This is a genomic window from Marinobacter sp. ANT_B65, assembly GCF_002407605.1.
Lineage (GTDB): Bacteria > Pseudomonadota > Gammaproteobacteria > Pseudomonadales > Oleiphilaceae > Marinobacter.
Window position 1 is genome coordinate 343,007 of sequence record NZ_NXGV01000001.1, and the last position, 25,275, is coordinate 368,281.

The following is a 25,275-nucleotide window of genomic DNA, read 5'->3' on the forward strand; positions in this document are numbered from 1 at the left end:
CCTTCAGGTCCGCTGTAGAGCGGATTTTCTGGCAAGCTGGTGGCTGGTCATTAATTGGTGGACAGGAATGAGAATGGTTTGCCGGCCGGGCTCGCCAGGTTGCCAGTGCGGCAGGCTGCTTTCCGGGTTGTCTTTTTGCACCTCACGGCAAGTGCTTGCACGTTGAAGGCACTGAGTACACGAAAATTCTGCGCGCTTGTGGCTGCGAGTGATCAGACGTTTGCTCTGGAGAGTACCCTTGGGGTTCGCTTGCTGCACGGTCACAATTCAGGTCCGGGTAGGCAGGGCCGGAAACGGATTCCGGCCCTGTGGGGTTGCGATTGCTGGCTTATGCGTCTTCGATAGTAGCGCTGCGAACTTCCTCGTCAAAAGACGCTTGTCCCTTGATACAGAAGCTGCCGAAGTACACTACAAGCCCGGCCATAAAGAAGCAGCCGGCAATCATGCGTGCCCAGTAGAACAGTGCGATGTTGTCCTGGGTAGCCATGAACGATAGCGCTTCACCGCTCTCCGGAATGCGCTGAAGCCAGATTTGCAGGATGCCAGCACCGGTCAGGAACAGCGTGATGAAGACCATGGAAATGGTCATCAGCCAGAAGCCCCACATTTCCACAACCTGGGCGGTATTGCTGTTGCCGTATGGTCGGCCACGCATGATTGGCATAGCGTAGGAAATGATGGTGAGCACGATCATCACATAGGCACCGTAGAAAGCCATATGGCCATGGGCCGCTGTGAGCTGGGTGCCGTGGGTGTAATAGTTTATCGGTGCGAGTGTGTGCAGAAAGCCCCACACGCCTGCGCCGAGGAATGCCATTACAGCGGTACCCATGGCCCAAAGCATGGCTGCCTTGTTTGGGTGGTTGCGCTTGCGTCGGTTGATCATGGTGAAGGCAAACAGCACCATCATGAAGAACGGCAAGGGTTCCAGTGCCGAGAACACGGAGCCCAACCACAACCAGTACTCCGGTGGTCCAATCCAGAAGAAGTGGTGACCGGTACCGATGATGCCGGTAATCAGCGCCATGGCGATGATGATGTACAGCCACTTCTCGATCACTTCCCGGTCTACACCGGTGATCTTGATCAGCACGTAAGCCAGAATGGCGGCCATGATCAATTCCCACACGCCTTCAACCCACAGGTGCACTACAAACCACCAGAAGTACTTGTCGGTGGTGAGGTTGCTGGGGTTGTAGAAGGCGAACATCCAGAGTACTGCCAAGCCGATCAGGCCAGTGATCAGTACAATGTTAACCACGGTCTTGCGCCCCTTCAGGGCGGTCATCATGATATTGAACAGGAAGCCGACCACCACCAGGGCTATGCCTATCTTGGTAATCGTGGGTTGCTCAAGAAACTCCCGGCCCATGGTGGGCAAGAGTTTATTCATGGTGATATCTGCCAAAGTGGCGTAATCCACAAACAGATAACCAAGAATGGTCAGTGTGCCGGCAACGGCAAAGACCCAGAACAGGACCCAGGCAAGCAGCGGGCTGTACAGCTCGGTTTGCGCTTCTTCCGGCACCAGATAGTAGGTTGCACCCATAAAGCCGAAAAGCAGCCACACGATCAGCAGATTGGTATGAACCATCCGCGCAACGTTAAAGGGAATTTCCGGGAACAGAAAATCACCTACAACGTATTGCAGGCCCATAACCAGGCCGAACACGATCTGGCCGGCAAACAGGATCAGGGCGAAGATAAAGTAGGGCATGGCAACCCTTTGAGATTCGTATTTCATGTCTACCCCCTTAGCCTTCGATGTTTGGTGGCCAGCCGTTATCGTCGATCTTGGACGTCCACTCGAGGAACGATGCGAGATCTTCGATTTCCTGGTCGGTCAGGTTGAATTGTGGCATTTGCCTGCGTCCCGGCACGTTTGTGGGCATGGCGTTCATCCAGCCCTTCATGTACGCCTTGAAGACTTCGCTGTCTGCCCCTCCCCGGCGATCGAACACGTTGGCAAGCTCTGGTGCAAAGTAAGCACCTTCACCCATGAGGGAGTGGCAGCCGACGCAGTTGTTGTTTTCCCAGACATGTTTGCCCCGGACTACCTGCTCGGTCAGTTGGTCCCTGTTATCCCTTTCGGGCATAGCTCTTGATTGAGTATCAAAAGTCAGGACCAGAAACAGCAGGACGAAGAAGGTGCTTCCCCCCAGATATATGTTTCTGGCCATGCTTTTGGTAAAGCGTTCGGCCATTGATCTCTCTCCTTGGTCGTTATGGAATACCTGACTGCCCTACTAGGATATAAAGATGTATTTGTAATGCTGTTGATGATTATCAATGATGCGGTGAAATCACACTATTGCGCCGGGGAGTTACCTCCAGAGGGGTAGGTGGTAGACTTCGCTCCCGGTTTTTCTTCAATTTGTCTGTTCGGAGTTGTCATGGCCGCGGCGCTGGCATTGTTTATCAAGCTGCTTCCTCTTTATGTCACCGTTGCCCTTGGCTGGGTAGCGGGTCGCTATCTCGACGCCAGCGGAAAACACATTGCGGGCATCATGCTCTACATTGTTACGCCGTCAGTTGTCTTCTCTGGAGTGATGGCAGCCCCTCTGTCTGCTGAAGTTATCTTCTTGCCCTTCCTGGTGTTCGGGCTGTCTTCGGTGCTGGGAATACTTCAGCTGAAACTGGCCCGGCGCGTGATTACTGATGGCAGTGCCAGCATCATTCCTTTGTGCGTGGGCTCCGGTAATACAGGTTATTTCGGTGTGCCAGTGGCTTTGCTGCTGTTCGGTGAGGAGGGGCTTGGGCTTTATATCGTCTGTATGCTGGGCACCACCCTGTTTGAGAACTCGGTGGGTTTTTATCTGGCGGCCCGTGGGCGATATGATCTGAAAGAATCTTTGTGGCGGGTTGTAAAGCTGCCTTCGGTATACGCTTTTCTGGCGGCTGTTACCCTTAATCTTTCGGGATTCAGTATCCCCGATGTGTTTGTGCCGCTTTTCGACAACCTGCGCGGGGCATACAGCATTCTGGGGATGATGATCATTGGTATGAGCATTACCAGTTTCCGCGGCCTGGCTGGCAACATGCGGTTTACGGCTCTGGCATTTTTCGGAAAATTTGTGATCTGGCCGCTGGTGGCAACGGCCTTCTGGTGGCTGGACTCACAGGTTCTGGGCATTTATGACCCGGCGGTACACCAGGCTATCTTCCTTATATCCATTACCCCAATAGCGGCAAATACCGTTGTTATCGCAACCTTGCTGGACACCTCTCCACGGCAGGCGGCTGGAACTGTAATGCTGACCACACTCTTTGCGCTGGCGTTTATTCCAGTAATGATTTCACTGGCCTTTTAGTGGTACAGGCACTGCTGCCGCTCAGGGGCTTTCGGCCCTGGCAGCATTGCTGATCCGGCTTCGGGCTTCAGAAATGTCCTTGCGGGCATGGCGCACTACGCTGATTCCTGCTGTGACTGCCAGAGTTCCCATGATGGCGGCGACTATCAGGTCCGGCCAGGCGCTGTTTGTACCAAAAACGCCCAGGGCTGCGGCCATTACCGCCAGGTTGCTGATGGCATCGTTACGACTGCATAGCCACACCGAACGCATGTCCGAGTCACCACTGCGAAACCGGAACAGCATAACTGCAACACTGACGTTGGCAACCAGTGCCAGCATGCCAATCGTTCCCATGGTCAGGGGTTCCGGAATGGTGCCTTGCTCCATTACCCAGATGGCCCGGGCCCAGACGGCTATTCCGAAGGCTGTCATGGTAACGCCTTTCACCATGGCGGCGCGGCCCCTCCAGAGCATGCCCATCGAGAGTACAGAAAGCGAAAGAATGTAGTTGGCACTGTCACCAAAGAAGTCGATGGCATCAGCCATCAGCGATACAGAGCCGGATTGCAGACTGGCGATGCCCTCTACAAAAAACATGGCCAGGTTTACCAGCAATGCTATCCAGAGTGCGCGACGAAAACCCGGAGCCGGGAATTGCGGCTCGGGGCCGGAGCAACTGCATGCCATAAACATCTCCTCAACAGGTAGGTCTGTATTAAAAACCCTATAGTAACTACAGGGTCAACACATGGATGGGGATGTTTTAGCGGCGCCTCAGGTTTTACCCGGCCGGTGGGTACCTGGAACGTGATTTTCATGGTTGGTGTGCCTGGATTTCAGACCCTTTATTTCGGTGTTGAGCCCATCCAGAATGCCGCACTCTTCAACAGTTCCTGCATCCGAGCAGGCTTTTTGCAGTTGTTGCAGCGTTATTTCCAGGGTTGCCAGTTCCTTCAACCGGTCACGCACGTGGTTCAGGTGGCGGGCCAGAAGATCGTCTACTTCCTGACAGTCGGCTTCCGGGGATTCCGATAGCCGGATCAGTTCGCGTATTTCACCCTGTGCCATGTCGAGGCTGCGGCAGCGCTTGATGAACAAAAGGCGGTCCAGATGCGAGGTACGGTAAGTCCGGTAACCATTGGTGTTGCGATCCGGCTCAGGGAGTAGGCCGATTTTTTCGTAGTACCGAATGGTTTCCGCGGGAACGCCCGAGATTTTTGCGAGTTCTCCGATTTTCACGTTCAGTTGCCTCTGTAGATGCCCGGGTAATGTTCAGGTTCGTCTCACAACGGGGTGGTGCATGTGGTAGCGTAAGGCTTTCGGAGATCTTTTCACAAGAAACGGAGGTTCATGTGCTGGAACGGCTGCAACGTCGGTTGGGATTGCAGACCATACCGGGGGTGTTTTTCACGTCGGCCGGGATCGCAGCCTTGTTTGTAGCCTTGGCGGTTCCATTTGATGAAGCTGTTGCCAACAGCTTTGGACTGCTGACTGGCTGGGTAGCCAGAAATCTTGGGTGGTTCTATATTCTTGCAGTCAGCGCCCTGCTGGTCTTCCTGCTTGGTCTGGCTGTGAGCCGCTATGGCGATATTCGTCTGGGGGCCGACGATAGCCGTCCCGATTATTCCAATCTTACCTGGTTCACTATGCTGTTCGCCGCTGGCATAGGCACCATTCTGATGTTCTGGGGGGTTGCGGAACCCATATCTCACTTTTCCAACCCACCCTTTGACGGTGTTCAGGCTGGCTCTGAACAGGCAGCCAGCGATGCTATGACGATCGCGCTCTATCACTTTGGTCTGCATACCTGGACCATCTTTGCCTTGCCGGGCCTGGCCATTGGTTACTTTGCCTATCGGCATAACCTGCCCATGCGTATCAGCAGCCTGTTCTATCCGATCCTTGGGGACCGGGTGTTCGGGCCCTGGGGCTGGGCGGTGGATGTTATTGCAGTGCTGGGTACTCTGTTTGGTGTAGCGACCTCCCTCGGGCTGGGGACGCTGCAGTTGAACAGTGGCCTGAATTATCTGTTTGGCACGCCGTCCTCTGGTCTGGTCCAGGTGGTGTTGATTGCAATCATTACCAGCATCGCCGCTACATCTGTGGCACTGGGGCTGGACAAGGGTGTGCGCCGGCTGTCTCAGCTCAATATCCTGTTAGCCATGGCTCTGCTCGTATTTGTATTCGTTGCGGGCCCCACGGTGTTTATTGCTGAGGGGATGGTGCAGAGCGTGGGGGACTATCTCGATGCCTTGCCGTGGCTGGCATTCTGGACTGAAACCTATAAGGAAACGGGCTGGCAGCGTCAGTGGACCCTGTTCTATTGGGCGTGGACGATTTCCTGGGCACCTTATGTGGGAATTTTCATCGCCCGGATTTCCCGGGGGCGAACCATTCGTGAATTTGTTGCCGGTGTTCTGTTTGCCCCTACGGCCTTCACTCTGGTGTGGTTCGGAGTCTTCGGTTTGTCCGCAATTAATGTCGAGATGAGTGGTGAAATCGCACTGGCGGAGCAGGTGCGACTGGATCCTTCGGTGGCCATTTTCGCCTTTCTGGAGGCCTTGCCTTTTTCCGGCGTTGCATCCGCGTTGAGTGTGGCCATTATCGTGGTCTTTTTCACCACCTCCTCTGATTCCGCTTCCCTGGTAATCGATATGCTGACCCGGCGGGACGATCAACCGTCTCTGGTACGTCAGCGTATCTTCTGGGCAGTAGCTCAGGGTGTTATAGCGTCTACCCTGCTGTTGGCGGGTGGGCTGGATGCCTTGCAGAACGTGATTACTTCCCTCGGTTTGCCTTTTTGCATCCTTCTGATTTTCATGGCCGTGGCGTTGTTCAGAGCGCTTCGTGCAGATTACCGTGGCTACAGCATGAACGAACTGGTCCACGGCCGAGCCTTCCCGGAAGTGGAAGCCGCCACTGAATCCAGACAGGAGAACGAGTATGTACCGGAAACTGTTGATCGCCATTGATCCTGAAGACGATGGCGAAGGCAAACGTGCTCTGGAAGCAGCCCTTGGCTTGCTGGCCGAGGACGGAGAGCTTCACCTTGCCAGCGTATATAATCCTGGTGGAGGCGGGTTTTTCCCGCACGTAACCGAGGACTCTCCCGCAGAGAAAGAAACCGAGGTTCACGATGTGCTGGACCTGCTCGCACGAAAATATCTGCCCATGAACCGCAGTGCCACCCTGCATGTGGTAGCAGGAAACACTGGCGAGAAACTGGTGGGCATGGCCGGCCAGCTAGGGGCGGATCTGATGATACTGGTATCCCGGGGAGGTAGTGGCCACTGGCCTATGCGCAAGGCGACCGTAGAGTATGTTTCGGTCAATTCACCTTGTCCGGTGCTTGTGCTGCCCTCATTGGCAAAAGTTGAGTCTGAAAGCGTTGAAGAGTAATTTCTGACTGTCACGGCAGTCCGTAAAAAGCCCCGGGCATCCGACTGGCTGTGGCAACGAACCGTAATCGTGAGTTTCTCGATACGGAGCTCAAGGCGGCTGATGAAGGGTGCTGGCAGCCAAGCGCGCGGGTATGACGTCTGTATTCTTTCATGGCGCGCAGTGGGATTTACCCTGGCTGAACCGGATATTCCCGGGAACGCATAAACATCCGGATAGGCCTGATGTGGTGGTGAATGATTTTTCTGAATTCTGGGCACTGATTCTGGCATGCGAGATAGGGCCGCCCTGATACCAGGTTTCAGAGATCGTCCAGATGTTCCAGCAGATAGCCGGCCCTTTGCAGCAATGCTTCGCGTTTTTCCGGATTTTGTTTGTCCCAGTTCCGGTACATCATGCTCATGCGAGGATTGCGTTCGAAATCTGCCCGGTGCCGGTCAATGAAGTGCCAGTAAAGTGAGTTGAAGGGGCAGGCATCTGGCTCGGTGCTCTTGCTGACGTTGTAGTGACAGTTGGTGCAGTGGTCGGACATGCGCTGAATGTACTTACCACTCGCGGCATAGGGCTTTGAACCCAGGTAGCCGCCGTCGGCATGCATTACCATGCCCAGTACGTTGGGTAGCTCTACCCAGTCATAGGCGTCTGCATAGACTGCCAGATACCAGTCGCAGATTTCCTCCGGTTTTACACCTGCCAGCAGCCCGAAGTTACCCGTGACCATCAGCCTTTGGATGTGATGAGCGTAAGCGTTGCGACGGGTGGCATCGATAGCGTTGTGCATGCAGTGCATTTTCGTGTCGCCGGTCCAGTAAAACCAGGGTAGGGCGCGGGTGTTGCCCAGGCGGTTTTCTTTTGCGTAGTCTGGCATATGGAGCCAATAGATACCCCGCACAAATTCGCGCCAACCCAGGATCTGGCGGATAAAACCCTCTACTGCATTGATGGGGGCCTGCCCGGCATACCAGGCTCTGGCTGCCGTTTCACATACGGAGAGAGGATCCAGCAGGCCGCAGTTAATGTAGGGAGAAAGAATCGAGTGGAACAGCCAGTCTTCATTGTCAGATATTGCATCCTGATAGTCGCCGAAACAAGGCAGAGCAAACTCGATAAAGTAGTCCAGAGCTTCCTGAGCATCTGTTTGAGTGACTGCAAAATGAAAATCGTCGGTGGTGCCGAAGTGATCAGAAAAATGTTGTTCGACCAGGTCTATAACATTGCTGGTTATGGCGTCCGGCTCGACCCGAAATGGTGCCGGTGCGGCTGGTTTTCCGCTCCATTTGCGCCGGTTGTCGGAATCGAAGTTTCAGCTGCCACCTTCCGGTTTTTCTTCCGGCGTCATCAGCAGGCCGGTTTTTCGGCGCATTTCCCGGTAGAAGAATTCCATGCGCAGCTGCTTGCGGCCTTCGGCCCAGTCGGCAAACTCACGCTTACTGGCAAGAAACCGGGTATCCGTGCGGATTTCTACCGGAATGCCCAAATCCGCGTGCCATCGGGAAATCTGGTCATGCAGGCGCCACTCGCCGCATTCGGTAGTGATGATCTTTTTCGGGAGAATCTCGTTAAGGAGTGATGATAAAACGCCTTTGAGACTTTGGTGTTCGTTATCGGGGTGATATTGCTGATAGTGAACCTGCCAGCCATCTTTCTGCAATTGTTGTGCAAAATGACGCATGGCACTGAACAGCAGGACCAGTTTTTTCTTGTGATGGTTGGTGTAGCTGGCTTCCTCATGCACCTCCGCCATAACAATCCGGTCATGCTTCGGATCAGCTCCCGTAAGAGCGCTGATGTCGGTTGTCAGCTGGTCACCAAGGATCAGTATCAGGTTAGTCATATAGATGATGGGCTCCGGTGTCTGGCAGATTTTGCTCTTTATTACCCCAAGGAGGTATCAGAAGTACGCAATCTGCATAAGGGTAGTTCCGGCGCCAGGCTGATAAAATCCGGATATTCGTCAAGATGACGCGTATCAAGATGCGCACAGCTGACCTGGCATACAATGCCTCGCATCTCGGATGACCCTCCACATCACACGTTCAGAGTTTTTATTATGGCTTCCAACTCCGCACCGCAGACTGTTGAATCCACTCTTCCGGAATTCATCTGGGATGACGCGTTGATCAAACGCTATGATCTCAGCGGGCCACGCTACACCTCATATCCAACAGCAGTGGAGTTCAACCAGAGCTACCCGGTGGCGGAGATGATGGAGGCTGCAGCACGCAGCAAGGCCAGTGACCGTCCACTTTCTCTGTATACCCATCTGCCGTTCTGCGCACATCTCTGTTACTACTGCGCCTGCAACAAGGTGATTACCAAGAAGCGCGACAAGGCCATGCCCTATGTGGAGCGGCTATTGAAAGAAGCGGCCATGCAGTCGAAGCTGTTTGGCGCGGATCGCCCGGTAAAGCAGTTGCACTGGGGCGGAGGTACACCGACTTTTTTGCCTAAAGATGTCATGCAGCACCTGATGGAGGGCTACGCTGAGCTGTTCAATCTGCAAAGCGGTGATGAGCGTGATTACAGTGTAGAGATTGACCCGCGAGAAGTGGACCAGGATACGTTACCGACACTCTGGCAGCTTGGTTTCAACCGGATCAGTCTGGGGGTTCAGGATGTAAATCCTGAGGTTCAGAAAGCCGTTAACCGTATCCAGCCCCGGGAAATGACCGAAGAGGTGCTGAGCGAGGCCCGGCACCTCGGGTTCCGTTCCATCAACCTCGATCTGATTTATGGTTTGCCGCATCAGACGCCGGAGAGTTTTGCCGAGACTCTGGAAGCAGTGATTGAAATGTCGCCAGACAGACTGTCTGTATTCAGTTATGCGCACCTGCCAGACCGTTTTTATCCGCAAACCCGGATCAAGAACGATACTCTGCCATCGCCCCAGCAAAAACTGGCGATTCTGCATAACACCATCAACAGGCTACTTGAAGCCGGTTACGAATACATTGGTATGGACCATTTTGCCAAGCCAGACGACAGCCTTGCTGTGGCCCAGCGGGCAGGGCGTTTACACCGGAATTTTCAGGGTTACACCACTCACTCTGATTGCGATCTGGTCTCTCTGGGTGTTTCTGCCATAGGCCAGACTGATGATGCCTACTTTCAGAACAACCACGACCTGCCCGCCTGGGAGGCGTCCATTGATGCTGGTCAGCTGGCGATTACCAAAGGCGTAAACCTGAGCCGGGATGACCGCATTCGTCGCTGGGTTATAGGCCAGCTGATTTGCCAGTTCCGGTTGGACAAACAGCAGTTTTCGGCGGAGTGGCAGGAAGACTTTGACAGTTATTTTGCAGACGAACTGGGGCGTCTCAAGCCAATGATGGCCGATGAGTTGATCGGTGATGATGGTCGGGTACTGCAGGTAGAGCCAGCGGGTCGATTGCTGATCCGCGCTATTTGTCAGATCTTCGATTTCTACCGCAAAGAAGGCGCCAGCCAGCGGTTCTCCCGCATTATCTGACGCCTCTCCCGGCGCAGGTCACCCCGGGGCTTTCCGGCCCCGGCAGTTCTTTTCTGGCGTCAGTTTTTAATGAAAGTGTGTTCAGGCTGCGGGAACCTTGAACTCGTTAGCCAGGTCCTGCAGCTGTCGGGCCAGGCGGGCCTGCTCACCGGTAACATGGGAAATTTCCTGGGAACCGGTCAGTGTCAGCATGGCAGCGTCACTTACGGCTTCCATGTTTACGGCCAGCTCCCTCGTTACGGCAACCTGCTGCTCGGATGCGGCGGCGATTTGTGTGGCCATGTCAGAGATGCTGTTTACATCTCCGAGGATGTCGGCAAACGTCTGCTCAAGTTCTGACGACTGCTCGCTGGTCTCATTGGCCAGCTCGTGGCTGGCAGTGATAGAGCGGCTGGCGTTTTCGGTAATCACCTGGAAACCATTTACGATACTTTCAATCTGGGTGGTCGATTCATGTGTCTGTCGGGCCAGAGTGCGAACTTCGTCGGCTACCACGGCAAACCCACGGCCATGCTCACCTGCCCGCGCAGCTTCAATGGCCGCGTTCAGGGCAAGAAGGTTAGTCTGGTCTGCAACCTTGCGTATAACATCCATCACTTCCACGATGCTGCCGCTACGCTTTTCCAGCTCTTCAATAACGTCGTTTACATCTTTCACCGAGTCCGCCAGAGAACGTATGCGCTGAACGCTGTTCTGCAGAACTTCTTCGCCTGCGCGGCTTCTTTCCATAACCTTGCTGGCCGAGTCGGCAACCTGCTGGGTATTCTGGGAAATCTGCTCTGAGGTTGTGGACATTTCTTCGGTAGCAGCAGCGACCTGCTCTATCTGTTCCTGCTGACTTTTGGTTTGCGTGGCATTCTGATCAGCTGTTGAGCTTGTCTCTTCGGTAGCGGTTGCAAGCTGTATACTGGCTCTGTCGATATGCCGGAGAGCCCCCCCGAACCGGTTGAAAAGCTCATTGATTTCCTGCCCGATGATACCTATCTCGTCTTTACTGGATATGTGAATCTTCTGTGTAAGATCCTTGTTCTCCATGGCAAAACGTACACCGTCGAGAAGGCTTTTTATCTGGCGGTTGATAGCGCCGACCATGAGCAGCATCAGTGTGAAAACGATGATGATTGCTGCCGCAGCTATCCCCGATTTCACGAAAAGCTCATGGCGGGAGTCGGCTACGCCGAGGGTTGAGGAGGCTGACGTGTTGTCGAGTAGTTCTTTGCGCACGCTGTTCAGCTTGCCAAGCCGTTGGGTGGTGATATCGAACCACTCCAGTGAATCCAGTGCGTACAGACCTGAAGGGCTGCTGAACAGTGTGTCGCGTTTTTCCTGCAGGTCACGGCTTTCAGCGGTCACGGTAAAGTTTTCCAGTGCTGCGAGTATTTCCGAGCCTGGATTCAGCATGGCGCTAGCCTCCCGAATGAAAGCCTCCTGATGGCCTGCTAACGCAGCGATTTTCTGGACGATGGGAAGGTCAAACTTCCCGCTGGTGATCAGCGCAGCTCCTGCCGCTCGCTCTTTTCCTGCCGCCTCAGCCGCTTCTGCCAGGGCATAGTAGGCGTTGATGTCGCGGGTCAGTTCCGGGTCAGTGGAGTGGGAGATGAGCAGAGGGATGCGGTCAAGTAATTCGGTAATCAGCTGCGTGTAACGAGCTCCGGCTTCGCTGCCATTGACAGAGCGGTTGTCGATGTCGCTGCGCAGTTGTCCCAGTGAGGCCAGCTTCCTTTCTGCGGACTGGATACTGTCGCTGACATCAGGCCCGAAGCTGGCTTCCTGTGTGAGTCTGGCTGTACGGGTACGATACTCCGCGAGTCGCGTATCGGTTTGTTGGCGCTGTGTGGTTAATGCCTGTTCTGCCTGCTGGGTGGCGTCGCGATTCGAGCCGCTTGAAAGCAGTACGGCTGATCGTCCGCGCTCTTTTTGCAGTGTCTCAATCAAAGGGTCACCGATGTTGGCGAGCTGAACCAGTGAGTGTAGCTGGCGCATGTCGCCGAGTTTCCCCGTGCTTATCGCAAGGCTTTCAGCCGCAAAGTAGACAATCACCAGCAGGGCTGGCACCACAAGTGTAATCAGCTTTCCGCGCATGGATAGATTATTGATTAAATTTTTCATAGGCCCCGCATTGAGTGAATTGCATCATCGGTATCGATTGTGGGCCTGTGTAGTTGCGCACACCATATTCATTATGGGGTACCTGTCGGGGCCGGTCGATATTGGTAATGGTAACGCACTGTTATTCAATGTTAACCCCCCGGTTTCCAATAGAAATACCCGGCATTGCAGGCTCCGGTGACAAAGATCAATGCCCGGGGAGGGTCCGCGGCGTATGGTCTGCGTAACGTTAATGTGGAGGCAGCCATGGAACTTGTTTGCCCGGCCGGTAGTTTGCCGGCATTGAAAACAGCGGTGGATAACGGTGCCGACGCCGTGTATCTGGGGTTTAAAGACAGTACCAATGCCCGCCAGTTCGCCGGGCTTAACTTTAATGACAAGCGCGCAGGCGAGGGTATCGAGTACGCCCACAGCAAAGGCGCCAGAGTATTCTGTGCCATCAACACATACCCGCAACCGGATGGCTGGGAAATCTGGAAATCCGCCGTTGACCGGGCTGCTGCTTTGGGTGTGGATGCGGTTATTCTGGCAGACATGGGTTTGTTGGAATATGCAGCCAACAGGCATCCGCAGGTTCACCGGCATCTTTCAGTTCAAGGTTCTGCGACCAGCTACGAAGCCCTGCGTTTTTATAAAGACAACTTTGACATACGCCGAGCCGTATTGCCCCGGGTTTTATCTATAGATCAGGTGCGCGGGGTTGCAGAACACAGCCCGGTAGAACTGGAGGTTTTTGCCTTTGGCAGTTTGTGCATCATGGCGGAGGGGCGGTGTTATCTTTCTTCTTACCTGACCGACGAATCCCCTAACACCCGCGGTGCATGCTCTCCAGCCAAGGCTGTGCGCTGGCAGGAAACACCCGATGGCCTGGAATCCCGCCTCAACGGTGTGCTTATCGATCGATACGGTAAAGGAGAATCCGCGGGCTATCCCACGCTGTGCAAAGGCCGCTTTGACGTGGAAGGCAGCGTTTATCATGCCATCGAAGAGCCGGTCAGCCTGAATACGCTGGATCTGTTACCGGAACTGAAAGAGCTGGGCATCAGTGCCGTGAAGATTGAAGGCCGGCAGCGCAGCCCTGCCTATATTGCAGATGTTGCCCGCACCTGGCGCCAGGCGCTCGACAAACTTGATGCGGGCTCCGGTGATTTCCATGTTGATCCGGTCTGGAACAGCACGCTGGCAGGCTTGTCTGAGGGTGGCCTGACTACCATCGGCGCTTATCACCGAAAATGGAAATGAGGGTGAACAACCATGATGAAGCTTTCTCTGGGTCCGATTCTCTGGTTCTGGTCCAAACAAGCCGTATTTGAATTTTACGCCAAGGCAGCTGAATGGCCGGTTGATACGGTGTATCTGGGAGAAACCGTATGTTCCCGGCGGCGCGAGCTGAAGCTGGCGGACTGGCTGGAAATTGCTGGTGTGCTGAAAGATTCCGGCAAGCAAGTAGTGCTCTCAACACAGACATTGATTGAGTCTGAGGCGGATTTGCGGTCGCTGCGCAGAATATGCAGCCAGCAGGAGTACCTGATAGAGGCCAATGATCAGAGTGCTTTGCAACTGGCCACTCAGAACAATCTGCCGTTTGTGACTGGCCCTTCCATGAATATATACAACAGCGCAACCTTGAAGCTGCTTGCAAAACAAGGGTTGAAAGGCTGGAGCCTGCCGGTAGAGCTGGGCCGTGAAACGCTCCGGCAACTGATTGGTGAGCTGGAAGCGGAGGGGCTGGATTTACCTGCGGAGGTGTTTGCCTGGGGGTTTCTGCCCCTGGCCTGGTCGTCCCGGTGTTTTACGGCCCGGCACTACAACCTTCCGAAAGATAACTGCGAATTCCGTTGTCTGCAGCATCCCGAAGGCCTGGCGCTGCGCTCCCGGGAGTCCCGGGAACTGTTCCGGCTGAACGGTACATCCACACTCTCTGGCGCTCGTTATGATCTGATGCGACAAATGCCGGATATGGCGCAAATGGGAGTGTCCACCGTACGCCTTAGCCCGGAACACAAGGGTATGGATGAAGTGGTTCGCCGTTTTGACCAGACCCGTCGTGGTGAAGCTCCGGCAACTGATCCGCTACAGTTGGTAGAGGCGCCGCCTTGCAACGGTTATTGGTTTGGAAATCCGGGGATGGACCAGCTTCATATCTGAAGTAATGCGAATAAACAGTAGATGGAGGTACCCGTCAAGGGTGCTTTCGTTTAGCCAGCTATCGGGCCGTACAACCGCTTTTCCCAGTCTTCAATGCCCCCGGTTTCCAGGCGCTTTGTTGCGAGTTGGCGAAGATTGGGGGATAGCTCCGTGAGTCCTGCCATGGTGGTGAGCGCCTGCTGGTCCATTGTATTTTCATAAAGTACAGACAGTATCCGGCTCAGGGGCCAGTCTTCTTGGGGGCGTTCCTTTAGTCTCAGCGTGTCTTCTCTTCTGACCAGGCCGGGTTGCAATACACGATAGTACCAGCCTGTCCGCAGAGTGTTTTGTAATCGCCGGGACATATCCGGGATTCCAAAGCGCAGATTCAGTCGCCAGCAGGGTTGCCGCGGTTGGGAAATCTGCACCAGCGCATCGCCAAACTGATAGACATCGCCTACGCAGACGCTGCCTTCTGACATGCCATGGGTAACGAGATTTTCCCCGAACGCGCCCGGTGTACAATGGCTGGCGGCTGGTTCCGGGAGTTGCGGCCGGAGCAGAGCGTAGTGCTCACTGGCGTATTGGTGAAGAGCCTTTTCCAGGCCGCCGTGGTGTCGTTTGTCTCCGTGACAGTCGTGTTCAAGGCCGGATTCACTGAGGTATGAAGATGTGATGCAGGTTTTGAATATACCTGTTTGAACCCGTTCGCTCCCAAGGTTTCGCAAGCGACCAGTACGTAACTGCATTAAAGTTATGGGGTGATCCATTCACATGCTCCAACCGGTCAGAGTTTTTCAGCAACAGCTATAGCGCTGGATTACTGTACCTTCTCTCTGCCCACAAAAGGGTTTACTTTTTTGGGGGTATAAGCCCTCGCAGCGAAATGGACCACTCAAGAGAATCCAGAAGGTTTTTCAGTGCCAGGCCTAGTTCGGTATCGCCTTCTATCACCAGCTTGCGCTGGAAAAACAACTGGTCAGGGTCCTGCTTGCGTTCAGCCAGAGTTTTGAAAGCGGCCAGTGAGCCCCGGATAGTCGCTTCCGCTTCCCCGTCAAGGAGACGCAGCCGGTTTGCCCAGAAACCCAAAGTGATACCAGGCTGGCCACCGTTTACCTCCAGGCGGATACGGCGTCCTTCAAATTCGTCAAACTCACCGTCGGCAATCGCGGGTGCAAAGATCCGGTTGAGCGGTTCTTCCGCTATGAGTTGTTTTACCGGCACAGGGATGGAACGGTCGATAAGGCTCAGCAAAGGCGAGGGTGACGGCAGATATTCGGAAAGCAACGCCAGAAAATCGCTGGCCAGCGGGGTGGTGTGCTGTAGCAGGGCGGCAGGCAGGGCCATAATCAACTCCGGGCAGTGAATTCAGTCTGCCCAGAGTAACCAAAACCTGCTTTACTTGATTTGATATAGCTCAGCCCTTGTGCAGGCCTTCCTCCACAGCCCAGACCGCAACCTCGACCCGCGAGCGCAGACTGAGTTTTTTCAGCAGGTGCTTCACGTGTACTTTCACTGTCCCGTCACTGATATCCAGCTTGCGGCCGATCATCTTGTTGGAGAGACCTTCGGCAATCAGTCGCAGAATGTCTTTTTCCCTTGGTGTCAGGCTGTCGAAGTCCGGTCGTGATGTCTGCTGTGGTTTGTTGGAGCGCAGAGCCTCTGCCAGTAATGTAGTCAGCCTGTCACTGATAACCATTTTGCCCACTGCTGCCTGGTGCAATTGGGCGATCATGTCTTCCGGCTCCATGTCTTTCAGAAGGTAGCCATCAGCGCCGGCCCGCAGGGCGGCGACGACGTCGTCTTCCTGGTCAGAAACCGTAAATATTACGATACGGGAGCTTATGTTCAGTTCCCGCAGCTTTTTCAGTGCATCAATCCCGCTGACTTCCGGCATGTTGAGATCCATCAGGATGAGGTCGGGCTCAATCTCAGTTGCCAGACGAATCCCGTCTGTGGCATTGCTGGCTTCGCCAGCCACCACCATGTCATTTTCCATCTCGACGAGTTGCTTTATGCCTTGGCGCAGCAGTGGGTGATCGTCGATCAGCAATATGCTTGCAGGTGTATCAGATGGTGTGTCAGACATAGTGCTTTGCATCCTCTCTCGATTGCGTAACTGCGTAGCAGGTGTGTCGCTTGCTTTTATAATCAGGTGCCCGAGGTTTCGGTCGGAATCAGGTGTCGGCTCTTGGGTACGAACGTCAGGCCGACTTCAACACCGCCTTGATCATGATTTTGTACTGCAACCTGTCCGCCCAGTGTCCGGGCGCGATCCTGTATGATAATCAGGCCGTAGTGATTCAACGGCTGACCACCTTCAGGCAGACCTTTGCCATTATCCCGTATTTTCACTTTCACTTGGGGCGATTCAAACACCACTTCCACAAAAATTTCTGTGGCGTCGGCATGCTTGACCGCATTCGCAAGGCCTTCACGCACAATCTGCAGCGTGTGAATTTCCTCGTTGGGTGATAGCGTCTGGGGCGGCAGGTTGAATTCCAGCTTTACGGGTTTGCCCAGCCGCCCGGAAAATTCCTCAATCGTTTTGCGCAGAGCCGTGACCAGGTCCGGCGTGTCCAGTTTCAGGCGGAATGTGGCGAGCAACTCTCGTAGCTGTCGGTAGGCGCTGTTAAGGCCTGTGCTCAGCTCATCCAGTATGGCTTCGTGGGCGTTTTTCTGTTCACCGTCTATGTTCAGCCTGCGCAGGCGTGCTACCTGCATTTTCAGGTAGGACAACGACTGAGCCAGCGAATCATGTAGTTCCCGGGCGATTACTGTGCGCTCTTCGGCCAGAGTGAGTTGTTGTTCCTCGGTAATCTGCCGTTCAAGGAAGATGGCTGTGGCTAACTGGTCGCTCAGGGTTTCCAGAAGGCGGCGGGCAGTATCCGAAAGACCTTTGTCTGCGGGGTACCATACCTCCAGAGTACCCAGCAGATTGCCCGGAGTGCGGATAGGAAGTAGCAGCCTGCGCCCATCGTGTTCTTCTGTTGGCAGCTCATCGTAAACTTCCGGAGTCACCAGGCATGCGTGGCAATGGTGGTCGCGGCAATAGAAGGGGCGCTCTGTGGAAGACGTTGTAACCACCTGGACAGGTTCAGTGGATTCCTTGTCGTGAAGATAAAGTCGAATCGGGCCTATGCCCAGCAGTTGTTCAAGCTCTTGCAGCATGGGAACCGCGCCACTGCACAGATCGTGATTGGCGAACAGGTTGCGGCTGGCAGCATGAAGCAGCTGGAGCGCTGAATGGCTTTTTTCCAGCTCTTCGGTTTTATTGCGAACGCGTTCCTCAAGCTCATAGTAGGTCAGCGCCAGTTCACTGCTCATCTGGTCAAACGCACTGCCAAGCTGAGCCAGTTCATCGCTTCCCTTGAGGTTTGCTTTGCGGCTGAAGTCCTGTTCTCCCACCGCAGTTGCAATATTCACCAGTTTGCGCAGAGGTTTGAGTACCCGGTCTCTCAGATCAACAAACAGGGCAATGATGATCAGAATTGAAAACACCATGCTGATTATCTGAATAAGGTGCAGCAGGTCAATCCGTGCTTCGGTTCGCTGTTCAAGCATACTGACGAGCTGGTTTACAGAGCCTGCATAGTGTTCAGTCGCTGCAAGCATGTCCAGACTGATAGGTTCTCCCTGCGCGTGGTTTTGCAGAGCCGGACGCAGGGTCTGTTGCCAGTAGGCTGTGATATACCGGTACTGTGTCGCGAGCGGGTGGTCTTCAGTGAGGGGGATCGCCCGGGTAATGTTGTTGTCTTTAAGACTGAGCTCATACTGGGAGGCGAGGTTCCTGATGTTGTTCCCGCCGTTATTACTCACTCCCGGGCTGGCAACATGAGACAGCAACCTGAACGCGCCCATGCGCAGAGCTCCCGCCAGATTGATAGCTGTTGCGTTACCTTCAATGCTTTTTGAAACTGCAAGCGTTGTGGTCATGCTGACAATAGACGTCAGTACAACGGCGCATACAACGATAGCAATCCGGTTAACAAGAGGGCTTCTGGATTTCATTGAATCTCGTCTTTGCAGTCGCGAGGCTTTGATACCTCCTTGAGGATAGTCAATTACCCCAAAGGTTGTTCTCCCATCATAGTCTTTGACCTGCGTCAGGGCAAAAGCTGAAACTGAAATGCAGCTTTAGGATTGTTCAAAAGGCGTCACCAGATGGGATCAGATGCGGATATGGAGGATGAGCGGCTGGCATCGCTTGCTGTGATTCTGCCGCTTGCAGTAACCGGGTTTGTTATCGCGGCGGGCTGTTGGACACTGTTTGCTGTTATAGGAATACACCTTCGGGCTGAGTTAAGCCTGAGTAACCTGCAGTTCGGGTTGCTGCTTGCCATGCCCATGGCTGTCAGCGCCTTGCTGGCAGTGCCTGCGGGGCTCGCAGCCAGAAAATTCGGTGCCCGCCGCATCATGCTTATCTGTCTTGCCGGGCTTGCGGCCTGCATGGTGGTTCTGCTGGTAACGGATACTTTTTCTGGCTACCTTCTGGCTGCGGGAGGTTTGGGGTTGGCCGGCGGGTTTTACAGTGCCGGTTTGCAGTTTGTAACCAGCAACTGCGAGCGTAAACACCTCGGGCTTGTTCTTGGCATATTTGGCGCAGGTGTTACCGGAGCGGGGTTCACCTATTATCTGGTCCCCCTGTTTCATGAAGCCTTCTCCTGGCATGGCGTTCCGCTTGCCTACCTGATTGTTCTGCTGCTTGTTATCGCACTTCTTTTGCTGCTCACCGTCCCGGAAGATACAACGGCTGATCCGGACTCCTGGACCTCCATAACCATATTGCCCGAGAGCTTCAGGCATCGGGGAATCTGGCAGTTGGGCGCCTACTTCGGAGTTGTTGCAGGAAGTTTTTTTTCCCTTGCGCTCTGGCTTCCGGACTATTTTTCCTCGCAGTTTCAACTGCAGGTGGAGACCGGTGCCAGACTGGCGCAGTGGTTCGTTATCCCTGGTGCGCTGGCGCAGATCGCTGGTGGTGGTCTGTCTGACCGCTTTGGTAGCCAGAAGGTTGTCAACCGGTCACTCCTTACAGGTCTGGTGGCACTGGTGGTTTTGTCCTATCCACCCATGACTCTGTTTATAAGTGGCGTGGAGGCAACCATTACCGTCGAATTTGCTTTGCCAGTGTCTGCTGAAAGTGTGTTCATTGTTGCACTCGGACTGGCTCTTGGATGCGCCATGGGCAGCTTGCAGAGAATGGTCATTCTTGAAAGTCGCGAGCATGCCGCGTTTGTTGCCGGGTTGTTGCTGGTGAGTGCCTGCACTGTGGCTTTCCTTTTGCCTATTGTTTTCGGGGCTGTAAATCACTGGCTGGGTGTCCGCAGTGCTGTGTTCATGATCCTGTTTTTGCTGCTTTGTATCTGTCAGGTCACATTCTCTTTCTTTTGTCGCCGTAACGAGCGCCAGAACCTCCTCTATCCCCTTGATATAAGCAGCCTACCACCTCGGTGGTAGGCCGTGGTTTTGTGGTAGTAACCATGCAGATTTCAGGGTTGTTCTCCCACACAATGGTCTTAAATCGGAAAACGATCCGGTAGACGGGTAGATGGAGAGTGAGACCATGAGTCATTTGATCGACAAGCTGAGTTACTTCAGCAAAAAGCGCGAATCCTTCGCAAACGGCCACGGCGAAACCCATGATGTAAATCGTGACTGGGAAGACAGCTATCGCCAGCGCTGGCAGCATGACAAGATTGTGCGCTCCACCCATGGCGTAAACTGTACCGGCTCCTGCAGCTGGAAAATCTACGTCAAGAACGGCCTGGTCACCTGGGAAACCCAGCAGACAGACTATCCCCGTACCCGTCCGGATCTTCCCAACCACGAACCCCGGGGCTGCCCGCGCGGTGCCAGTTACTCCTGGTACATGTACAGCGCTAACCGCCTGAAGTACCCGCTGATGCGTAAGCACCTGATGAAGCTTTGGCGCGCTGCCCGCATGCAGTTCAACGACCCCGTTGAAGCCTGGGCCTCCATTGTGGAGGACCCGAAGAAAACCGCCGAGTACAAACCCCGCCGTGGTATGGGCGGCTTTGTGCGTTCCGACTGGAATGAAGTCAACGAACTGATCGGTGCGGCGAACGTATACACCGCAAAAAAACACGGGCCGGATCGCATCTTTGGCTTCTCGCCGATTCCTGCCATGTCCATGGTGTCTTACGCAGCCGGTAGCCGTTATCTGTCGCTGATTGGCGGCGTATGCCTGAGCTTCTACGACTGGTACTGCGATTTGCCGCCAGCCTCTCCGCAAACCTGGGGTGAGCAGACTGATGTTCCTGAATCTGCAGACTGGTACAACTCAGGCTACATCATTGCCTGGGGTTCCAACGTACCCCAGACCCGTACTCCGGACGCCCACTTCTTCACCGAAGTTCGCTACAAAGGCACCAAAACTGTTGCTATTACGCCGGATTATGCCGAAGTCTCCAAGCTTTCAGACGAGTGGCTGAACCCCAAGCAGGGCACTGATGCTGCTCTCGGCATGGCCATGGGGCATGTCATTCTGAAAGAATTTCACATCGACAACCCCAGTGAGTACTTCACCGACTACGTACGCCGTTACACCGATATGCCGTACCTGGTGAAGCTGGACAAAATGGAAGACGGCCGTTACGTACCCGGCAGGTTCCTGCGTGCCAGTGATCTCGTGGGCGGCCTGGGTGAAGAAAATAATCCCGAATGGAAAACCATTGCCATTGATGAAACCACTAACCAGCTGACAGCACCTAACGGTTCTATCGGTTATCGCTGGGGTGAGAAGGGCAAGTGGAACCTGAAGCAGACTGCGAAAACTGAAGATGTAAATCTGCAGCTGTCGATGGTGGAAAAACATGATGAAGTTGTCGATGTTGCCTTCCCGTACTTCGGTGGCATCAAGCATGACCACTTCAAATCGGTTGAAGTCAGTGACACCCTTACCCATAAACTGGGCAGCCGCAAAGTAGAGCTGGCTGACGGTGGCGAAACGCTTGTGGTAACCGTGTACGACCTTATGGTGGCCAACTACGGTATCAGCCGTGGTCTGGGTGAGGATGACGGAGCTACTGCTTACGATCAGGTAAAACCTTACACCCCGGCCTGGCAGGAAAAAATCACCGGCGTTCCCGCTGAAAAGGTTATTCGTATTGCCCGTGAGTTTGGTGAGAATGCCCACAAAACCAAGGGCCGCTCCATGATCATTGTCGGTGCCGGTATGAACCACTGGTATCACATGGACATGAATTACCGGGCGCTGATCAACATGCTGGTCATGTGTGGCTGCATCGGCCAGAGCGGCGGTGGCTGGGCCCACTACGTCGGCCAGGAAAAACTTCGCCCTCAGACCGGCTGGCAGCCGCTGGCATTCGGTCTGGACTGGCAGCGCCCGCCGCGCCAGATGAACGGTTCATCATTCTTCTACGCGCACTCTGGCCAGTGGCGATACGAGAAACTCGGTGTAGATGAAATTCTGTCCCCGCTGGCAGATAAATCCAAATTCGGTGGCAGCCTGATCGACTATAACGTGCGCGCAGAGCGTATGGGCTGGTTACCATCGGCTCCGCAGCTGAACCGCAACCCACTGGGGATTGCTGCCGAAGCCGAAAAAGCTGGAATGGATGTGCCCGCCTACGTGACCCAGTCCATGAAGGACGGTTCACTGGCGTTTGCAGCTGAAGATCCGGAAGCTCCGGAGAATCATCCACGCAATATGTTTATCTGGCGTTCCAACCTTCTGGGCTCTTCCGGTAAGGGCCATGAATACATGCTGAAGTATCTGCTGGGCACCACCAGTGGTGTACAGGGGAAAGACCTGGGTCACGACGGAGGTCTCAAGCCTCAGGAAGTGAAATGGCATGATGAGGCGCCGGAAGGCAAGCTCGACCTGCTGGTTACCCTGGACTTCCGGATGTCTACCACCTGCCTGTATTCAGACATAGTTCTGCCGACCGCAACCTGGTATGAGAAGAACGATCTGAACACTTCAGACATGCACCCGTTCATTCATCCGCTGACGGCTGCCACCGATCCTGCGTGGGAAGCCCGCAGTGACTGGGATATCTACAAAGGTATTGCCAAGTCCTTCTCCAAGGCGGCGGAAGGACACCTGGGTGTAGAGAAAGACGTGGTCACCCAGCCACTGATGCACGATGCGCCCGCCGAACTGGGCCAGCCGTTTGATGTGAAAGACTGGAAGCGTGGAGAGTGTGACCTTATTCCCGGTAAAACTGCGCCAAGCTTTATTACCGTAGAGCGGGATTACCCGAACACCTACGCTCGCTTTACCTCACTGGGACCTCTGCTGGATACGCTGGGCAATGGTGGCAAGGGTATTAACTGGAATACCGAGAAGGAAGTGAGCTTCCTGAAGAACCTGAACTATACCCATCTTGAAGGTGCTAACGCGGGCCGGCCGAAGATTGAAAGCGCTATTGATGCGGCTGAAGTAATACTGACTCTGGCACCTGAAACCAACGGCCAGGTTGCCGTTAAGGCATGGGCTGCACTGTCTGAGTTCACCGGGCTGGATCACTCCCACCTGGCGCTGAACAAGGAAGACGAAAAAATACGTTTCCGCGACATAGTAGCGCAGCCGCGCAAGATCATCTCCAGCCCGACATGGTCCGGCCTGGAAGATGAACATGTGTCCTATAACGCCGGCTACACCAACGTACACGAGCTGATTCCCTGGCGCACACTGACCGGCCGGCAGCAGTTCTATCTTGATCATGAGTGGATGCGAGCCTTTGGCGAAAGCCTGCTGGTGTATCGCCCGCCCATTAACACCAAGGCGGCTGCGCCACTGCTGAATGCCAAGCCTAACGGTAACCCGGAAAAAGCGCTGAACTTCCTGACACCGCACCAGAAGTGGGGTATCCACAGCACCTACAGCGACAACCTGCTGATGCTGACCCTGTCTCGCGGCGGCCCCATTGTATGGCTGAGTGAAGACGATGCCCGCGATGTGGGTGTGGAAGACAACGACTGGGTCGAAGTCTTCAACGCCAACGGTGCTCTGGCCGCGCGTGCAGTGGTCAGCCAGCGGGTTATGCCTGGCATGATGATGATGTACCACGCCCAGGAACGGATTGTGAACATCCCCGGCTCGGAAGTAACCGGCAGCCGTGGAGGTATTCATAACTCGGTTACCAGAGTATGCCCCAAGCCCACTCATATGATTGGTGGTTATGCGCAGTTCTCCTACGGCTTCAATTACTACGGCACCGTAGGTTCCAACCGCGACGAATTTGTTGTGGTGCGCAAAATGAAGAACGTTGACTGGCTTGATGGCGAAGGCAACGACACTGTTCAGGAGGCTGTAAAATGAAGATCCGTTCCCAAGTAGGCATGGTGCTGAACCTGGACAAGTGCATTGGTTGCCATACCTGTTCAGTGACCTGCAAAAATGTATGGACCAGCCGGGAAGGCATGGAGTACGCCTGGTTCAATAACGTCGAAACCAAACCCGGTATTGGCTACCCGAAAGAGTGGGAAAACCAGGACAAGTGGAAAGGCGGCTGGATGCGGGAAGCAAACGGCAAAATCCGCCCCCGCATCGGTGGCCGCTTCCGGGTTCTGGCGAACATTTTCGCTAACCCGGACCTGCCTGAAATTGACGACTACTACGAGCCGTTCGATTTTGATTACCAGCATCTGCATACCGCAGGCGACAGCAAGCATCAGCCGGTTGCACGGCCACGCTCGCTGATCTCGGGCAAGCGTATGCAGAAAATCGAATGGGGTCCAAACTGGGAAGAAATTCTGGGCACCGAGTTTGCCAAGCGCCGGAAGGACAAGAACTTCGATCAGATTCAGGCTGATATCTACGGCCAGTTTGAAAGTACGTTCATGATGTATCTGCCCCGCCTGTGCGAGCACTGCCTGAACCCTGCATGTGTAGCAAGCTGCCCTAGTGGCGCCATCTATAAACGCGAAGAAGACGGCATCGTACTGATCGACCAGGACAAGTGTCGTGGCTGGCGGATGTGTGTATCCGGCTGCCCCTACAAGAAGATCTACTTCAACTGGAAAACCGGCAAGTCCGAGAAGTGTATTTTCTGCTACCCGCGCATCGAAGCCGGTATGCCGACGGTCTGTTCAGAAACCTGTGTTGGCCGGATTCGCTATCTGGGTGTGTTGCTATACGACGCTGACCGCATTGAAGAAGTCGCCAGCACTCCGGGCGAGCACGAACTTTACGAGAAACAGCTGGAGATCTTCCTCGACCCGAACGATCCGAAAGTAATCGAGCAGGCCACGAAAGACGGCGTGCCCATGAACGTGATCCAGGCCGCTCAGCGCAGCCCGGTCTACAAGATGGCGGTGGACTGGAAACTGGCCCTGCCTCTGCACCCGGAATACCGCACTTTGCCAATGGTCTGGTACGTACCTCCTCTGAGTCCTATCCAGTCTGCGGCAGAAGCGGGCAAGGTTGAGTTCGACGGTGTTTTGCCGAAGATCGAAAGCCTGCGTATTCCTGTGAAGTATCTGGCCAACCTGCTTACCGCAGGGGATGAAAAACCCATCGTTCGTGCGCTCAAACGCATTATGGCGATGCGTCTGTACAAGCGTGCAGAAACCGTTGACGGCGTTGAAGATCTGCGGGCACTGGAAGAAGCCGGCCTTACCAAGGCCCAGGCTGATGAAATGTACCGCTATCTGGCCATTGCCAACTACGAAGACCGCTTTGTTATCCCTACAAGCCATCGTGAACTGGCGAAGGAAGCCTTTCCTGATGCACTTGGTGAACGCGGCGGTTGTGGATTCAGTTTCGGCAACGGCTGCAGTGGTGGAGACAGCGAATTCAGCATGTTTGGCGGTCGTAAAAATACGTCCACCATGGTGCAGAAGCTGACTACCGTTAAGCAGATCGATCCGAAACAGCTGCAGGAATAAGGA

The 25,275-nt window shown here is 54.5% G+C and carries 19 protein-coding genes and 1 pseudogene; 10 read left to right on the plus strand and 10 right to left on the minus strand.

What is annotated here, in order from left to right; all coding sequences use genetic code 11:
- Nucleotides 1-328: 328 nt before the first annotated feature.
- Nucleotides 329-1,744, minus strand: coding sequence for a cbb3-type cytochrome c oxidase subunit I (locus CPA50_RS01610; RefSeq protein ID WP_096780744.1), 1,416 nt, complete (start codon nt 1,742-1,744; stop codon nt 329-331).
- A gap of 10 nt (nt 1,745-1,754) precedes the next feature.
- On the minus strand, nt 1,755-2,204 hold the full coding sequence (locus CPA50_RS01615) for a c-type cytochrome (RefSeq protein WP_096780745.1): 450 nt from the start codon (nt 2,202-2,204) through the stop codon (nt 1,755-1,757).
- Between the two features lie 189 nt (nt 2,205-2,393).
- Here CPA50_RS01615 and CPA50_RS01620 point away from each other — a divergent pair, with 189 nt between their 5' ends.
- Nucleotides 2,394-3,311, plus strand: coding sequence for an AEC family transporter (locus tag CPA50_RS01620; protein ID WP_096780746.1), 918 nt, complete (start codon nt 2,394-2,396; stop codon nt 3,309-3,311).
- A gap of 21 nt (nt 3,312-3,332) precedes the next feature.
- Here the strand turns inward: CPA50_RS01620 and CPA50_RS01625 are convergent, their stop codons facing one another.
- Nucleotides 3,333-3,980: a cation diffusion facilitator family transporter gene (locus CPA50_RS01625; RefSeq protein WP_096780747.1), complete on the minus strand. Its 648-nt coding sequence runs from the start codon at nt 3,978-3,980 to the stop codon at nt 3,333-3,335.
- Nucleotides 3,981-4,067: 87 nt separating this feature from the next.
- Complete coding sequence (gene cadR / locus CPA50_RS01630) at nt 4,068-4,532, minus strand: Cd(II)/Pb(II)-responsive transcriptional regulator (RefSeq protein ID WP_096780748.1); 465 nt, start codon at nt 4,530-4,532, stop codon at nt 4,068-4,070.
- 113 nt (nt 4,533-4,645) lie between these two features.
- Between cadR and CPA50_RS01635 the strand changes: the two genes are divergently transcribed.
- The 3 genes from CPA50_RS01635 to CPA50_RS01645 all read left to right on the plus strand — a co-directional run bounded on the left by CPA50_RS01635 (nt 4,646) and on the right by CPA50_RS01645 (nt 6,984).
- The gene (locus CPA50_RS01635) at nt 4,646-6,265 is read left to right on the plus strand and encodes a BCCT family transporter (protein WP_096780749.1); all 1,620 of its coding nucleotides are present in this window, start codon (nt 4,646-4,648) and stop codon (nt 6,263-6,265) included.
- The gene (locus CPA50_RS01640) at nt 6,237-6,692 is read left to right on the plus strand and encodes a universal stress protein (RefSeq protein WP_096780750.1); all 456 of its coding nucleotides are present in this window, start codon (nt 6,237-6,239) and stop codon (nt 6,690-6,692) included. The genes CPA50_RS01635 and CPA50_RS01640 overlap by 29 nt, the downstream gene beginning before the upstream one ends.
- A gap of 133 nt (nt 6,693-6,825) precedes the next feature.
- Nucleotides 6,826-6,984: a hypothetical protein gene (locus CPA50_RS01645; RefSeq protein WP_227519444.1), complete on the plus strand. Its 159-nt coding sequence runs from the start codon at nt 6,826-6,828 to the stop codon at nt 6,982-6,984.
- A gap of 9 nt (nt 6,985-6,993) precedes the next feature.
- Here CPA50_RS01645 and CPA50_RS01650 read toward each other — a convergent pair.
- Nucleotides 6,994-8,526: pseudogene (locus CPA50_RS01650) on the minus strand (cryptochrome/photolyase family protein).
- A gap of 216 nt (nt 8,527-8,742) precedes the next feature.
- Between CPA50_RS01650 and hemN the strand changes: the two are divergent.
- Nucleotides 8,743-10,161: an oxygen-independent coproporphyrinogen III oxidase gene (hemN, locus tag CPA50_RS01655; RefSeq protein ID WP_096782283.1), complete on the plus strand. Its 1,419-nt coding sequence runs from the start codon at nt 8,743-8,745 to the stop codon at nt 10,159-10,161.
- An 81-nt stretch (nt 10,162-10,242) separates the two neighbouring features.
- Here hemN and CPA50_RS01660 read toward each other — a convergent pair whose 3' ends face one another.
- Nucleotides 10,243-12,270 (minus strand): methyl-accepting chemotaxis protein, encoded by a 2,028-nt coding sequence (locus CPA50_RS01660; RefSeq protein WP_227519445.1) that lies wholly within the window; start codon nt 12,268-12,270, stop codon nt 10,243-10,245.
- Nucleotides 12,271-12,516: 246 nt separating this feature from the next.
- Here CPA50_RS01660 and ubiU point away from each other — a divergent pair, with 246 nt between their 5' ends.
- Complete coding sequence (gene ubiU / locus CPA50_RS01665; RefSeq protein WP_096780751.1) at nt 12,517-13,512, plus strand: ubiquinone anaerobic biosynthesis protein UbiU; 996 nt, start codon at nt 12,517-12,519, stop codon at nt 13,510-13,512.
- Between the two features lie 12 nt (nt 13,513-13,524).
- The gene (locus CPA50_RS01670) at nt 13,525-14,418 is read left to right on the plus strand and encodes a U32 family peptidase (protein WP_096780752.1); all 894 of its coding nucleotides are present in this window, start codon (nt 13,525-13,527) and stop codon (nt 14,416-14,418) included.
- Nucleotides 14,419-14,468: 50 nt separating this feature from the next.
- Here CPA50_RS01670 and CPA50_RS01675 read toward each other — a convergent pair whose 3' ends face one another.
- The 4 genes from CPA50_RS01675 to CPA50_RS01690 form a co-directional block, all read right to left on the minus strand.
- A complete protein-coding gene (locus CPA50_RS01675; RefSeq protein WP_096780753.1) occupies nt 14,469-15,167 on the minus strand; it encodes an MOSC domain-containing protein in 699 nt (232 codons plus the stop codon).
- 82 nt (nt 15,168-15,249) lie between these two features.
- Nucleotides 15,250-15,744: a ubiquinone anaerobic biosynthesis accessory factor UbiT gene (gene ubiT, locus CPA50_RS01680; RefSeq protein ID WP_096780754.1), complete on the minus strand. Its 495-nt coding sequence runs from the start codon at nt 15,742-15,744 to the stop codon at nt 15,250-15,252.
- Nucleotides 15,745-15,814: 70 nt separating this feature from the next.
- Nucleotides 15,815-16,486 carry a two-component system response regulator NarL gene (gene narL / locus CPA50_RS01685; RefSeq protein WP_096780755.1) on the minus strand — a complete coding sequence of 224 codons (672 nt, stop codon included), beginning with the start codon at nt 16,484-16,486 and terminating at the stop codon, nt 15,815-15,817.
- A gap of 62 nt (nt 16,487-16,548) precedes the next feature.
- Nucleotides 16,549-18,408: a histidine kinase gene (locus CPA50_RS01690; RefSeq protein ID WP_096780756.1), complete on the minus strand. Its 1,860-nt coding sequence runs from the start codon at nt 18,406-18,408 to the stop codon at nt 16,549-16,551.
- Between the two features lie 153 nt (nt 18,409-18,561).
- On the opposite strand from CPA50_RS01690, the gene CPA50_RS01695 reads away from it, so the two are divergent.
- The 3 genes from CPA50_RS01695 (at nt 18,562) to narH (ending at nt 25,272) form a co-directional block, all read left to right on the plus strand.
- Complete coding sequence (locus CPA50_RS01695) at nt 18,562-19,854, plus strand: MFS transporter (protein WP_096780757.1); 1,293 nt, start codon at nt 18,562-18,564, stop codon at nt 19,852-19,854.
- A gap of 106 nt (nt 19,855-19,960) precedes the next feature.
- The gene (locus tag CPA50_RS01700) at nt 19,961-23,704 is read left to right on the plus strand and encodes a nitrate reductase subunit alpha (RefSeq protein WP_096780758.1); all 3,744 of its coding nucleotides are present in this window, start codon (nt 19,961-19,963) and stop codon (nt 23,702-23,704) included.
- On the plus strand, nt 23,701-25,272 hold the full coding sequence (narH, locus tag CPA50_RS01705) for a nitrate reductase subunit beta (RefSeq protein WP_096780759.1): 1,572 nt from the start codon (nt 23,701-23,703) through the stop codon (nt 25,270-25,272). The genes CPA50_RS01700 and narH overlap by 4 nt, the downstream gene beginning before the upstream one ends.
- Nucleotides 25,273-25,275: the final 3 nt, after the last annotated feature.

What these genes read in the sequence shown, in the direction of transcription:
- CPA50_RS01610 (WP_096780744.1), bottom strand. Translation starts at nt 1,744, where the DNA reads ATGAAATACGAATCTCAAAGGGTTGCCATGCCCTACTTTATCTTCGCC.
- CPA50_RS01615 (WP_096780745.1), bottom strand. Translation starts at nt 2,204, where the DNA reads ATGGCCGAACGCTTTACCAAAAGCATGGCCAGAAACATATATCTGGGG.
- CPA50_RS01620 (WP_096780746.1), top strand. Translation starts at nt 2,394, where the DNA reads ATGGCCGCGGCGCTGGCATTGTTTATCAAGCTGCTTCCTCTTTATGTC.
- CPA50_RS01625 (WP_096780747.1), bottom strand. Translation starts at nt 3,980, where the DNA reads ATGGCATGCAGTTGCTCCGGCCCCGAGCCGCAATTCCCGGCTCCGGGT.
- CPA50_RS01640 (WP_096780750.1), top strand. Translation starts at nt 6,237, where the DNA reads ATGTACCGGAAACTGTTGATCGCCATTGATCCTGAAGACGATGGCGAA.
- CPA50_RS01645 (WP_227519444.1), top strand. Translation starts at nt 6,826, where the DNA reads ATGACGTCTGTATTCTTTCATGGCGCGCAGTGGGATTTACCCTGGCTG.
- hemN (WP_096782283.1), top strand. Translation starts at nt 8,743, where the DNA reads ATGGCTTCCAACTCCGCACCGCAGACTGTTGAATCCACTCTTCCGGAA.
- CPA50_RS01660 (WP_227519445.1), bottom strand. Translation starts at nt 12,270, where the DNA reads ATGAAAAATTTAATCAATAATCTATCCATGCGCGGAAAGCTGATTACA.
- ubiU (WP_096780751.1), top strand. Translation starts at nt 12,517, where the DNA reads ATGGAACTTGTTTGCCCGGCCGGTAGTTTGCCGGCATTGAAAACAGCG.
- CPA50_RS01670 (WP_096780752.1), top strand. Translation starts at nt 13,525, where the DNA reads ATGATGAAGCTTTCTCTGGGTCCGATTCTCTGGTTCTGGTCCAAACAA.
- CPA50_RS01675 (WP_096780753.1), bottom strand. Translation starts at nt 15,167, where the DNA reads ATGGATCACCCCATAACTTTAATGCAGTTACGTACTGGTCGCTTGCGA.
- ubiT (WP_096780754.1), bottom strand. Translation starts at nt 15,744, where the DNA reads ATGGCCCTGCCTGCCGCCCTGCTACAGCACACCACCCCGCTGGCCAGC.
- narL (WP_096780755.1), bottom strand. Translation starts at nt 16,486, where the DNA reads ATGTCTGACACACCATCTGATACACCTGCAAGCATATTGCTGATCGAC.
- CPA50_RS01690 (WP_096780756.1), bottom strand. Translation starts at nt 18,408, where the DNA reads ATGAAATCCAGAAGCCCTCTTGTTAACCGGATTGCTATCGTTGTATGC.
- CPA50_RS01695 (WP_096780757.1), top strand. Translation starts at nt 18,562, where the DNA reads ATGGGATCAGATGCGGATATGGAGGATGAGCGGCTGGCATCGCTTGCT.
- CPA50_RS01700 (WP_096780758.1), top strand. Translation starts at nt 19,961, where the DNA reads ATGAGTCATTTGATCGACAAGCTGAGTTACTTCAGCAAAAAGCGCGAA.
- narH (WP_096780759.1), top strand. Translation starts at nt 23,701, where the DNA reads ATGAAGATCCGTTCCCAAGTAGGCATGGTGCTGAACCTGGACAAGTGC.